Here is a 12467-nt window from a genome sequence, read left to right as displayed (position 1 = left end):
CCATGCGCAAGTACGTCATCATCGGCCCGGTCGGCAGCGGCAAGGGGACGCAGTCGGAGCTGCTCGCGCGGGACCTGGACATCGTGCACATCAGCGTCGGTGACGTCTTCCGCTGGCACGTGAAGAACCACACCAAGCTGGGCGCGCAGGTGCGGCGCATCATGGCGGCCGGGGAGCTGGTGGGGGACGACCTGGCCGAGAGCGTCGTGCGGGAGCGGCTCGACCAGCACGACTGGAACTACGGGTTCGTCGTCGACGGGTTCCCGCGCAGCCGCCGGCAGACGGAGTTCTTCCTGGAGAGCTACGACATCGACGGGGTGATCCACCTCGACCTGCCGGACGCGGAGGTCCGCCGCCGCGCGCTGGCGCGCCGGCTCTGCTCCCGGTGCGGGATGGACTACAACCTGATCGCCGACCGCCCGACGGTGGAGGGGCGCTGCGACGTGTGCGGGGGCGGGCTGGTCCCCCGCGAGGACGACACCGAGGAGGCGCTCGCCGAGCGGATGCGCGACTACCACGAGAGGACCGACCCGATCCTGGAGCTGTTCGGCCGCAAGGAGTACGTGGTCACGGTGGACGCGCGGCCGGGCATCGACGAGGTGCAGCGCGAGATCCGGGAGAGGCTCGGCCTGCCGATGCCGCGATGACCTCGCCGGTCCTGGAGCTGGACGACGACCGCGCGGCACGGCGCGGCCTGCGGCTGTTCCTGAAGCGGGACGACCTGGTCCACCCGGAGCTGCCGGGCAACAAGTGGCGCAAGCTCAAGCACAACATCGGTCCCGCGCGCGAGCACGGGACGCTCCTGACGTTCGGCGGCGCCTACTCCAACCACCTCCGTGCCGCGGCGGCGGCCGGCAGGATCTACGGGTTCGCGACGATCGGGGTGGTCCGCGGCGAGGAGCACCTGCCGCTGAACGACCCGCTCACCTACGCCGCCCGGATGGGCATGCGCCTCACCTACATGGACCGCGGCACGTACCGGCGCAAAGACGAACCGGACGTCATCGCCGCGCTCCGGCGGGAATGGGGCGACTTCTACCTCCTGCCGGAGGGAGGGAGCAACGCCCTCGCCGTCCGTGGCTGCGCGGAACTCGGGGCGGAGGTCCCTGGCTTCGACGTCGTGTGCTGCCCGTGCGGCACGGGCGGGACCCTCGCCGGCCTCGCCGCCGGCCTGGCCCCGGGCCGGCGCGCCGTCGGGTTCTCCGTCCTCAAGGGCGGCTTCATGGAGGGCGAGGTCGAGCGCCTCCAGCGCGAGACCTACGGCGGGCGGCGCGGGACCTGGCACGTCGAGGACGGCTTCCACTTCGGCGGCTACGCCAGGAGGACCCCGGAGCTGGACGCCTTCATCGGCGACTTCGCCGAGCGGCACGGGATCGTCCTCGACCGGATCTACACGGCGAAGATGATGGCCGGGCTGTTCGCGCTGGCCGGCCGGGGCGCCTTTCCCGAGGGGACGCGGATCCTCGCCGTCCTCACCGGCCGCCCGGACGGCCCCGCCGGCGGCGCGGGACCGTCCGGCTGAGCGTCAGGCCGGGGGCAGGTCGACCAGCGCGGCCAGGGCGGCGCGGTGCCGGTCGGGGGTGCCGAGGGCGATGGAGTCGGCCTTGGCCCGCTTGAGGTAGAGGTGCGCGGGATGCTCCCAGGTGAAGCCGATGCCGCCGTGCATCTGCACGCACTCCTCGGCCGCCTCGACCGCGACCGCCGAGCAGTGGGCCTGGGCGACCGCGACCGCGATCGGCGTGTCCTCGTCGCCGGCGGCCACGCACGACGCCGCGTGGCGAGCGACCGCGCGGGCCTGCGTGACCGACGTCCACAGGTCGGCGAGCCGGTGCTTGAGGCCCTGGTAGGAGCCCACCGGGCGGCCGAACTGGTACCGGGTCTTCACGTAGGCGACGGTGTCGTCCAGGCAGCGCTCGGCGAGGCCGAGCTGCTCGGACGCCAGCAGCGCCGCGCCGGTGAGCAGGGCCGTGCGCACGGCACCGGTCCCCTCGGCGACGCGGCGGGCGGGGGCGCCCGACAGGGTGATGTCGGCGAGCCGCCGGGTCATGTCGAGCGAGGTCACCGCGGTGCGGCCGGCGGCGCCGGCGTCCACCGCCCAGAGCGCGCCGCCGGCCGGGACGAGCAGGACGTCGGCGGCCATGCCGTCGGCGACGCTGGTGACCTCGCCGGTCAGCGTCCCGTCCTCCACTCGGACGGTCTCGGCGGCCTCGCCCGGTCCGGTGCTGAACGGGACGGCCAGGACCGCGATCCGCTCCCCCGCCGCGAGCCGCGCGAGCAGGTCCCGCTCCCCGGCGGCCAGCAGGGCGGCGGTGGCGATCACGGAGCTGGTCAGGAACGGGACGGGCGCGGCGGAACGGCCCAGCTCCTCCATGACCACGGCCGTCTCGCGCCACGTGGCCCCCGCGCCGCCGAGGCCCTCGGGGACGGGCAGCCCGGCGCAGCCGAGCTGCCCGGCGACGGCCCGCCACAGATCCGCGTCGTACGGCTCGTCCTTCTCGGTGCCGGCGAGGACGGAGGTCCAGGGGGCCTTGTCGCCGAGCACGTCGCGGACGCTCGCACGCAGATCGTTCTCGATCTCGCCGTACAGCAGGTCGCTCATTTGGGCAGGTCCTTCCACGCCACGTCCTTGTCGACGCGGATCTCGCCGGGCAGGCCGAGGACGCGCTCGGCGATGATGTTGCGGAGGATCTCCGAGGTGCCGCCCTCGATGGAGTTGCCCTTAGCGCGCAGGTAGCGGTAGCCGGGCGAGCGGCGGGTGAAGTCCACCTCGGTGGGGCGGCGCATCGTCCAGTCGTCGTAGCGCAGGCCGTCCTCGCCGAGCAGCTCCAGCTCCAGGCCGGACACCTCCTGGTTGAGCCTGGCGAAGGCCAGCTTGGCGCCCGACCCCTCGGGGCCGGGACGCCCGGCGGCGAGCTGCTGGCGCAGCCGCGCCCCGGTGAGCCGGGCCGCCTCGGTCTCCACCCACGCCCGCAGCAGGGCGTCGTGCAGTGCCGGGGTCCGCAGCTCGGGACGGTCCCGCCAGAGCCCGGCGACCACCCCGATCATGCCGCTCTCGCGCGGCGCGGCGCTGCCGCCGATCGCGACCCGCTCGTTCATCAGGGTCGTCGTCGCGACCCGCCAGCCCTCCCCGACCTCGCCGAGCCGGTGCCCGTCGGGGATCCGCACGCCGGTGAGGAACACCTCGTTGAACTCGGCCTCGCCGGTGATCTGCCGCAGCGGCCGGACCTCGACGCCCGGCGCGGTCATGTCGCAGACGAAGTAGGTCATGCCGCGGTGCTTGGGGACGCCCGGGTCGGTGCGGGTGACGAGGATCGCCCAGCGGGCCTCGTGGGCCATGGACGTCCAGACCTTCTGCCCGTCGACCGTCCAGGCGTCGCCGTCGCGGACGGCGCGGGTGGCGAGCGCGGCGAGGTCGGAGCCGGCGCCGGGCTCGCTGAACAGCTGGCACCACAGCTCCTCGCCGGTCCACAGCGGGCGCAGGAAGCGGCGCTTCTGCTCCTCGGTGCCGAACGCCAGGATCGTCGGGGCCGCCATGCCGAGCCCGATGCCGTTGCGCTCCGGGTGGTTGGCCGGCGCGCCCGCCTCGGCGAACCGGCGGTCGACGGCGGGCTGCAGGTGCCGCGGGGCGCCGAGCCCGCCGAGCCCTTCGGGGTAGTGGACCCAGGCGAGCCCGGCGTCGAACCGGGCGCGCAGGAACTCCAGGGGCTCTGTCACCGAGGGGTCGTGTGCGGCGAGGAACTCGCCGACCCGCCTGCTCAGCTCGTCGGCGTCGGGCGGTGCTGTGCTCACAGGGCGAACCTCCGCGCGTGGCGAGGGTGGCGGCCGGGCCACCCGCAACGAACATACCAACCGGTCGGTATGATCGGTCCAGCCTAGGAACCGCCGGGACGGCGAGTCAACCGCCCGAGCGGCCGGATCAGCCAGGTGCCAGCGCCCGCGCCAGCCCCGGGTGGTCGTGGTAGTCGCGGGACTCCACGATGAGGCCGTCCCGGATCCGCAGCACCAGGATGTTGGCGACGGTGAACGTCCGGCCGGTGGTGGCGACGCGGCCGTCGTAGCCGTACTCCACGACGATCACCTCCGGATCGGCGGTGTCGTGCACCACCACGTCGCGGACGCGCAGCTCCAGCGGCCCGGCGCCGGCGGCGCGGAAGTGCCGGTCGAGCGTCGCGCGCCCCTCCAGGCGCGGCGGCGCGGGCGGGGGCGCCAACGGCTGCTCGACGACGGCGTCCTCGGCGTACAAGGCCGCCAGCTCGTCCCAGCGGCCGGCCGAGATGCCCTCACTGAGCCGTGCGAACACCTCGCGGGGCGACGCGGGCGCGGGGCGCGTCATGCCATCGCCTCGTCGAACGCCCGGTGGTGGGCGTAGTCGCGGGACTCGACGATGTGCCCGTCGCGCACCCGGAGGACGAAGATGTTGGGGACGACGAACTCGCGCCCCGTCTCGGTGTTGCGGCCCTGGTACTCGAACTCCGCGATGATGACCTCCGGGTCTGCGGTCTGGTGGACGACGACGTTGCGCGCCTCGAGCTCCATCGGCCACGTCGTCAGCCGGGCGAAGTGCTCGCGCAGCGCCTCGCGGCCCTCCAGGCGCGAGGCGGGGTGGGCGAACGGGTGCACGACCACGGCGTCCCGCGCGTACAGCTGCGGCAGCCCCTCGGGCCGCCGGGCGGTGATCCCGTCGATCAGCCGCTGGAAGACGGCCCGGGGGCTGGCGAACTCGGACATGGCTCTCCCCTACAATCGGAGTACGTGCTCCGCATGAGAAAATACGGAGCGACAACTCCACTTGTCAACGGAAGGCCGCGATGACATCACCGCCGTCCGGCAGGCCCCTTCGCGCGGACGCCCAGCGCAACCGCGCGAAGGTCCTCGCCGCGGCCGAGGAGGTCTTCGCCGTCCAGGGGACCTCGGCCTCCACCGAGGAGGTCGCGCGGAAGGCGGGGGTCGGGATCGGGACGGTGTTCCGGCACTTCCCGACCAAGGAATCGCTGCTGGAGGCGGTCCTCGTCGCGCTGCTGGAGCGGCTCGCGGCGGAGGCGGAGGACCTGTGCGCCGCCGGCGACCCCGGCGCCGCGTTCTTCGGCTTCTTCTCGCGGGTCGTCGCGCAGGCGACGGCCAAGCAGGCCGTCACCGAGGCGCTGGCGGAGGCGGGCGTCGACGCCCGCGCCGCCACCGGCCGGGCCGGGCCCGGGCTGAGGGCGGCCGTCGGCGTGCTGCTCCGACGCGCGCAGGAGGCCGGCGCCGTCCGCGCGGACGTCGGCCCCGGCGAGGTCATGGCACTGCTGGCCGGGATGTCCTACGCGGCCGGCCGCGCCGGCGCCCGCGACGACGTGCTGCGAATCGCCTTCGACGGCCTGCGCCCGCGCGACGGCCGGGCCACCGCGCCGCCCGCCCCCGCGTCATGAGGCCAGTTCCGCCGGGAGCCCCTCCCGGTGCAGGACGGTGAGGGACGTGACGGCGCGGGTGAGCACGACGTAGAGGCGGGCTAGGCCGCGCTCCTCCGCGGCGGCGATGGCGGCGGGCTCCGCGACGATGACGTGGTCGTACTCCAGGCCCTTGGCGAGCGTCGCCGGGACGACGAGCAGCCGTCCGGTGCCGTCGGAGGCGGCGCCGAGGACCTCGTGGTCCAGCCCGGCCGCCCCCAGCGCCGCCGCGTGCGCCGCGGCCCGCGCGTCGGGCACGATCAGCCCGACCGAGCCGGCGCGGGCGAGGGCCTCGCGGGCGGCCTCGGCGGCGGCCGCGGCGGGGTCGGGGACGCGGCGCACGGCCAGCGCGCCGGCGCCGGGGCGCAGCGAGCGCGGCCGCTCCAGGCCGGGCGCGATGTGCGGGAGCAGCCGGGCGGCGAAGTCCAGGACGGTCCCCGGGACGCGGAAGCCGAGGGTCAGCTCGGTGACCTCCCCGTCCTGCCCGAGGTGGGCGAGGACCTCCTTCCACGACCGCGCCGACCACGGGGTGGTGCCCTGCGCGAGATCGCCGAGGACGGTCGCCGAGCCCGTCGCGCAGCGGCGTCCGAGGGCCCGCAGCTGCATCGCGGAGAGGTCCTGCGCCTCGTCGACGACCAGGTGGCCCAGCGAGGCGGTGCGCTCGATGAGGTCGTTCAGCTCGTCCAGCAGGGCCCGGTCGGCGGCGGTCCACCGGGCCGACCGGTGCGAGCGCGCGGGCCTCTCCCACCGGAGCGCGGCCTGCTCGTCCGCGTCCAGGACGCCCTTCGCGGCCCTCGCGAGGAACTCCCCGTCCGACAGCAGCCGGTGCAGCACCTGCTCGGCGGTCACCTTCGGCCACACCGCGTCCAGGACCTGCTTGACGGGTTTGCTGCGCGCGACCTGGTCCTGGACGCGGTCGTCGGGCGCCTCGCCGCGCCGTTCCATCCGGACGAGGATCTGGTGGGCGAGCCGCTGCGCGAACACCGCGCGCCCGGAGCCGTACCGGGTCGTCCCGCGCAGGCCGGCGGCGATCTCGCGGACCTCGTGGTCGGCGAGCCGGTACCGGGCGGCGCCCCGGGTGACGACGAGGCCCTCCTCGGGCTTGCGGACGTGCAGCCACAGCGCCCTGCGGAGCACGTCCGCCATCCGCGCGTCGCCCTTGGCGGCGGCGACGGCCGCGGGCTCCTCTCCCAGCGGCTCCCCGAGCAGGTCGTCGATCGTGGCCTGCTCGACCCTGACCTCGCCGAGCGCTGGCAGCACCGCCGAGATGTAGGCGAGGAACGCCCGGTTCGGCCCGACGATGAGGACGCCCGACCGCGACAGCCGCTCCCGGTGCGTGAACAGCAGGTAGGCGGCGCGGTGCAGGCCGACGGCCGTCTTGCCGGTGCCGGGGGCGCCCTGCACGCACACCGTGCCGGCCAGGTCGGCGCGGACGAGCACGTCCTGCTCCGGCTGGATGGTGGCGACGATGTCGCGCATCGGCCCGGTGCGGGGCCGCTCGATCTCCTCGGTGAGGATGCGGGACGGGCCGAGGTCGCCGCCGTCCAGGGGCTCGTCCTCGAACGCGGTCAGCTCGCCGGCCTGGAACCCGAAGCGGCGCCGCAGCCGCCAGCCCATCGGGTCGGCCGGCCCGGCCTGGTAGAACGCCCGCGCCACGGGGGCGCGCCAGTCCAGGACGAGCGGGCGGCCGTCGGCGCCGTCGTGGACGTGCCGCCGCCCCACGTACATGACGGCGGGCAGGTCGGGGCCGCCGTCGCCGTCGCGGTCCATCCGGCCGAAGAACAGCGGGGTGTCCGGGTGGTCGGCGAGGGCGGCGACCCGCTGGTCGAGCAGCGACTCCAGGAACTGCCGGGACACCCAGTCGGCGGCGACGTCGGCGGTGAGGCTGTTCGCGTGCTCGCGCATCCGGCGCAGCGCGGCGCGCGACTCGGCGAGGTGAGCGCGCTCGGCGGCGAGGACCGCGGACTCGCTGGGTTCGGCGGGCTCGGCGGGCATGCGGGCAGACCTCCTGCGGCGAGGGGTGGAAGAGGGCGAACCCACGACCTTACCGGACCGCCGCGGGCGCGGACGGCGGAGCGACGTGCGGGGCGGACGGCGCTGCGCCTTGCCGCGCGGGGCCGGGCTGTGTGACCTTGAGCGGCATGCTGACACTCACCGGGCGGTCCGCGTTGGTCACGGGAGCCTCGTCCGGCATCGGGGCCGTCGTCGCGGAGGCGCTCGCCGCCGCCGGGGCGCGGGTCGGGCTGGTCGCGCGGCGCAAGGACAGGCTGGAGGAGGTCCTCGCCCGCTGCCGCGAGCACTCCCCCGGCTCGGCGATGTGGACGGCCGACCTCTCCGACCTGGACGCGGTCCCCGATCTCGCGGCGGACGTCGAGCGCGCGTTCGGCGGCGTCGACGTGCTGGTGAACAACGCGGCGATGCCGAAGCGGCGCCGCGTCCAGGACCTCACCTCCGCCGAGGTCGAGGACGTGATGCGGCTCGACTACCTGTCCCCGGTGCGGCTGACGCTCGCACTGCTGCCCGGCATGGTCGCGCGCGGCCGCGGCCACCTGGTGGCGATGGGCTCGGTCGCGGCGCGGCTCGGGCCGCCGCACGAGGCCGCCTACGGCGCGGCCAAGGCGGCGCTCACGGCGTTCTGGGAGAGCATGGCGGTCGACCTGGACGGGACGGGCGTGCACGTCCACGTGATCCAGCCCGCGCTGATCGCCGGCACGGAGCTGTTCACCCTGCCCGGCAACGAGGAGCCGCTGAGCGACGTCTCGGAGGCCCTGCCGCCGCGGGAGGTGGCCGACGCGGTCCTCGGCGTCCTGGAGAGCGGGCGGTTCGAGCGGTACGTGCCGGACTGGTTCGCCGAGATGGCGTCGGGCAAGGCCGCCGACGTCGACGCGTTCGTCGCGGGGGTCAAGGAGTGGACCCGCGAGCGGCTGGAGCCCCCGGCGCCCTGACCCTGCCGCCCCGTTGCCGCCGCCCTCGCCCGTCAGTAGGGTGTGGAGCCCCTGGTGACCCACATCACACGAGCCGCGAGGTGCGATGGCCGCCGCAGAGGGCCTGCTGGTCCGCGACGTGACGGTCCGGTTCGGCCGGCTGACGGCCGTCGACGGGGCCGGGCTCGCCGCGCCGCCCGGCACGGTGACCGGTCTGATCGGCCCGAACGGCGCCGGCAAGACGACGCTCTGCGACGTCATCACGGGGCTGCGGCGGCCGGTGGCGGGCACCGTCCACCTGGGCGGCGCCGACCTCACCGGCAGCGCGGCGCGCGAGCGGGCCCGGCGCGGCATCGCCCGCACGTTCCAGCGGCCCCGGCGGGCCGGGGCCTCGACCGTCCGGGAGACCGTGCGCGCCGCCGCGGCGAGGCACGCGATGACCCGCGGGTATCCGGGCCGGACGGCGCGCGACCGGTGGCGCTTCCGGTGGGAGGCCCGCCGGGACGCGGCCGGGCGCGCCGACGCGCTCCTCACCCGGGTCGGCATCGAGGAGTACGCCGGGGAGAGCGCGCGCTCGGCACCGCCCGGCGTGGCGCGGCTCATGGACCTGGCGCGGGCCCTCGCCACCGAGCCGGCCGTCCTGCTGCTGGACGAGCCGTGGCAGGACCTGCCCGAACGGAACGCCCGCGCCCTTGAGGTCCTGCTGCGCGACCTGGCGGCCGAGGGCCTCACGATCCTGCTCGCCGGGCACGAGCTGGAGCCGGTGCTGGGCGTCTGCGACGCCCTCCTCGTCCTGGACGGCGGCAGGGTGATCGCGGCGGGCGCGCCGGCGGAGGTCCGCGCCGACCCCCGGGTGAAGGACGCCTACCGGGACGGGCGGCCCGTCACCAGGTGTCGATCCACCGGCGGGGACGCTCCGGCGGGGGCGGGGCCTCGGCCAGCGCGGCGGTGATCCAGCGGCGGGTGTCGGCGGGATCGATCACGTCGTCCAGCTCGAAGACCGTGGCGGCGTGGAGGGCCTTGCCGTACTCGTAGGCGGCGGCGACCATCTCCTCGAAGAGGGCCCGCGGATCGTCGGCGGCCTCCAGCTCCTTGCGGAACCCGAGCCGGACGGCGCCCTCCAGCCCCATGCCGCCGATCTCGCCGGTGGGCCACGCGAGGGTCGCGAGCGGCGCCTTGAACCCGCCGCCCGCCATGGCCTGCGCGCCGAGCCCGTAGCCCTTGCGCAGGACGATCGTGATAATCGGGACGCGCAGGTTGGCGCCGATGACGAACAGCCGGCTGAAGTGGCGGACGGTGGCGGTCTTCTCCGCGTCGGGGCCGACCATGAAGCCGGGGGTGTCGCACAGCGACACGACCGGGAGGCCGTGCGCGTCGCACAGCTGGAGGAACCGGGCGGCCTTGTCGGCGGCGTCGCGGTCGATCGCGCCGCCGAGGTGCGCCGGGTCGCTGGCGATCAGGCCCATCGGGCGGCCCTCGACCCGGACCAGCGCGGTGATGATCCCGACGCCGAAGGCGCGGCGCAGCTCGAGCACCGAGCCGCGGTCGGCGAGGTGGGCGACCGCGCGCCGGACGTCGTAGGCGCGCAGCCGGTTCTCCGGGACGACGTGCCGCAGGATCCGCTGGTCGTCGCACTCCCAGCCGTCCGCCGGCCCGCGGAAGTAGGAGAGGTAGCGGCGGGCGGCGGCGACGGCCTCCGCCTCGTCCTCCACGACGATGTCGACGACGCCGTTGGGCTCCTGGTCGCCGATCGGGCCGATCTCCTCGGGGGCGAACACGCCGAGGCCGCCGCCCTCGATCATGGCGGGGCCGCCCATGCCGATGTTGGCGTCCCGGGTCGCGATGATCACGTCGCAGCAGCCGAGGAGGGCCGCGTTGCCGGCGAAGCAGCGCCCGTTCGCGATGCCGATGGACGGGACGACGCCGCTGAGCCGCCCCATGGCGTGGAACGTCGTGACGTCCAGGCCGGAGATGCCGGAGGTGTCGGTGTCACCGGGCCGGCCCCCGCCGCCCTCGGCGAACAGCACCAGCGGCAGGCGGCGGCGGTGGGCGATGTCGAGCATCCGGTCGGTCTTGCGGTGGTTCTGGTGGCCCTGCGTCCCGGCCAGGACCGTGTAGTCGTAGGACATGACGACCGCCCGCGCGCCGTCGATCTCCCCGATGCCGCAGACCATGCCGTCGGCGGGGGTGCGCTCGATGAGGTCGTCCAGGGACCGGCGCCGCCGCTGGGCGGCGATGGCGAGGGCGCCGTACTCGGTGAACGTGCCCGCGTCGCACAGGTCGCCGATGTTCTCCCGCGCGGTGCGGTGGCCGCGCGCGTGCCGCTTCGCGACCGCCTCGGGCCGGGCGGCGTCGAGGCCGGTCCCGTGCCGGCGCAGCGCCTCGGCGAGGTCGGCGCGGATCAGGCCGAGGTCGGTCCCGGCGTCCTCGGCGGCGTGGTCGCCGTCCGCCTCGGCGGGCTCGGCGAACAGCAGCGGCGCGCCCTCGGCGACGGTGTCGCCGGGCGCGGCGGCGAGGGCCCGCACGATGCCCGGCTCCCCGGCGCGCACGACGTGCTCCATCTTCATGGCCTCGAGGATCAGCACGGGTGTCCCCGACCGGACGAGGTCGCCCTCCGCCACCTCGACGCTCACGACCGTCCCCTGCATCGGGGCGGGGACGGCGACCGTGCCGGGAGGGGCGTCCGGGGCGGCGGCGGCCTCGGGCTCGGCCGCGTCCCGGGCCGTCTCGACGTAGTAGCGGCGGTGCTCGCTCTCCAGCAGCTCGGGCAGGTGCTCGGCGACGAAGGAGGTGTCGGCGCCGCCGGCCGTGAAGCCGGGGTGGCGCAGGACGCCCTGCAGGAGCGGGATGCTCGTCGCCACGCCCGCGATCTCGAACTCGCCGAGCGCGCCGTGCGCGCGGACGGCCGCGGACGGGAGGTCCTCCGCGCGGGCGACGACCTTGGCCAGCAGCGGGTCGTAGCGCAGGCTCGTGCGGTAGCCCGCGTAGCCGCAGGTGTCGACGCGGACACCCGGCCCCGACGGCGGCGCGAACGCGGTCAGCGTCCCCGCCCGGGGCCGGGGCGTGCCGTCCGCGCCGATCGTCTCGGTGTTGACCCGCACCTGGACGGCGCAGCCCGACGCCGGCGGCGGAGCGGCCAGGCCGACGGCCGCCAGGTCCTCCCCCAGGGCGAGCCTGATCTGCGTCTTCACCAGGTCGACGCCGGTGATCTCCTCGGTGACGGTGTGCTCGACCTGGAGCCGCGGGTTGGCCTCCAGGAACCAGAACTCCGCGCCGGCGACGAGGAACTCGAAGGTGCCGAGCCCGTCGTAGCGGACCCGGGCGGCCATCCGCAGCGCCGCGTCCAGCAGCGCGTCCCGGACGCCGGCGGGCAGCGCGGGGGCGGGCGCGATCTCGATCAGCTTCTGGTGGCGCCGCTGGACGCTGCAGTCGCGCTCCCACAGGTGGGTGACCGCGCCGGTGCCGTCTCCGGCGATCTGCACCTCGACGTGGCGGGCGCGCGGCACGTACTTCTCGGCGAACAGGTCGCCGGCGCCGGACGAGGCGAGCGCCTCCGACCGGCACCGCTCGTACGCCGCGGCCACGCCGGCGGGATCGGTGACGGCGCGCATGCCGCGCCCGCCGCCGCCCGCGAGGGCCTTCAGCATGACGGGGCCGTGCTCGCGGGCGAACGCCTCGGCCTCCGCCGCGCTCACCGCGCCGCCCGTGCCGGGCAGGACGGGCACGTCCGCCGCGCGTGCGAGGTCCCGGGACCGGGCCTTGTCGCCGAACAGCTCCAGCAGCTCCGGGCGGGGGCCGGTGAACGTCAGCCCGGCGGAGGCGCAGCGCGCCGCGAACTCCGCGTTCTCGCTCAGGAACCCGTATCCGGGGTGCACGGCCGTGGCACCGGTCTCCTTCGCGGCGGCGATGAGCGCGTCGGCGTCCAGGTAGCCGGCGACGCCCTCGCCCGGCAGGGGCCGGACCGCGTCGGCGCGGCGGGCGTGCGGGGAGCCGGTGTCGTCGCGGGTGTGCACGGCGACCGTCCGCAGGCCCAGCTCCGCCGCGGCCCGGACGACCCGCAGCGCGATCTCCCCCCGGTTCGCCACAAGGATCCCGCCCACCCGGCCTCCCCACCTCG

General features: G+C 75.8%; 11 protein-coding genes. 5 read left to right on the top strand and 6 right to left on the bottom strand.

What is annotated here, in order from left to right:
- Positions 1-2 precede the first annotated feature (2 nt).
- Both BM339_RS19605 and BM339_RS19600 read left to right on the top strand, forming a co-directional pair.
- Complete coding sequence (locus BM339_RS19605) at positions 3-647, top strand: adenylate kinase family protein (protein ID WP_021597974.1); 645 nt, start codon at positions 3-5, stop codon at positions 645-647.
- Entirely contained in the window at positions 644-1522 is an 879-nt protein-coding gene (locus tag BM339_RS19600; protein ID WP_021597973.1) for a 1-aminocyclopropane-1-carboxylate deaminase/D-cysteine desulfhydrase, read from the top strand. The genes BM339_RS19605 and BM339_RS19600 overlap by 4 nt, the downstream gene beginning before the upstream one ends.
- A 3-nt stretch (positions 1523-1525) precedes the next feature.
- On the opposite strand, the gene BM339_RS19595 is transcribed toward BM339_RS19600, so the two are convergent.
- The 4 genes from BM339_RS19595 to BM339_RS47765 all read right to left on the bottom strand — a co-directional run bounded on the left by BM339_RS19595 (position 1526) and on the right by BM339_RS47765 (position 4728).
- Positions 1526-2599: an acyl-CoA dehydrogenase family protein gene (locus BM339_RS19595; RefSeq protein WP_075021765.1), complete on the bottom strand. Its 1074-nt coding sequence runs from the start codon at positions 2597-2599 to the stop codon at positions 1526-1528.
- A complete protein-coding gene (locus BM339_RS19590) occupies positions 2596-3789 on the bottom strand; it encodes an acyl-CoA dehydrogenase family protein (RefSeq protein ID WP_075021764.1) in 1194 nt (397 codons plus the stop codon). The genes BM339_RS19595 and BM339_RS19590 overlap by 4 nt, the downstream gene beginning before the upstream one ends.
- Positions 3790-3916: 127 nt before the next feature.
- A complete protein-coding gene (locus tag BM339_RS47770; RefSeq protein WP_083597756.1) occupies positions 3917-4333 on the bottom strand; it encodes a nuclear transport factor 2 family protein in 417 nt (138 codons plus the stop codon).
- A complete protein-coding gene (locus BM339_RS47765) occupies positions 4330-4728 on the bottom strand; it encodes a nuclear transport factor 2 family protein (protein ID WP_083597755.1) in 399 nt (132 codons plus the stop codon). The genes BM339_RS47770 and BM339_RS47765 overlap by 4 nt, the downstream gene beginning before the upstream one ends.
- A gap of 80 nt (positions 4729-4808) precedes the next feature.
- On the opposite strand from BM339_RS47765, the gene BM339_RS19580 reads away from it, so the two are divergent.
- A complete protein-coding gene (locus tag BM339_RS19580) occupies positions 4809-5408 on the top strand; it encodes a TetR/AcrR family transcriptional regulator (protein ID WP_075021763.1) in 600 nt (199 codons plus the stop codon).
- Here the strand turns inward: BM339_RS19580 and BM339_RS19575 are convergent.
- On the bottom strand, positions 5403-7421 hold the full coding sequence (locus BM339_RS19575; protein ID WP_075021762.1) for a HelD family protein: 2019 nt from the start codon (positions 7419-7421) through the stop codon (positions 5403-5405). The genes BM339_RS19580 and BM339_RS19575 overlap by 6 nt on opposite strands.
- A gap of 146 nt (positions 7422-7567) precedes the next feature.
- On the opposite strand from BM339_RS19575, the gene BM339_RS19570 reads away from it, so the two are divergent.
- Complete coding sequence (locus tag BM339_RS19570; protein WP_024935270.1) at positions 7568-8371, top strand: SDR family NAD(P)-dependent oxidoreductase; 804 nt, start codon at positions 7568-7570, stop codon at positions 8369-8371.
- 85 nt (positions 8372-8456) lie between these two features.
- On the top strand, positions 8457-9302 hold the full coding sequence (locus tag BM339_RS19565; protein ID WP_024935271.1) for an ABC transporter ATP-binding protein: 846 nt from the start codon (positions 8457-8459) through the stop codon (positions 9300-9302).
- Here BM339_RS19565 and BM339_RS19560 read toward each other — a convergent pair.
- Positions 9235-12450: an acetyl-CoA carboxylase family protein gene (locus tag BM339_RS19560; RefSeq protein WP_075021761.1), complete on the bottom strand. Its 3216-nt coding sequence runs from the start codon at positions 12448-12450 to the stop codon at positions 9235-9237. The genes BM339_RS19565 and BM339_RS19560 overlap by 68 nt on opposite strands.
- Positions 12451-12467: the final 17 nt, after the last annotated feature.

It is taken from the genome of Actinomadura madurae (genome assembly GCF_900115095.1).
Lineage (GTDB): Bacteria > Actinomycetota > Actinomycetes > Streptosporangiales > Streptosporangiaceae > Spirillospora > Spirillospora madurae.
Note: the sequence above shows the minus strand (reverse complement) of the source record. Positions and strands in the feature narration are given on the sequence as shown.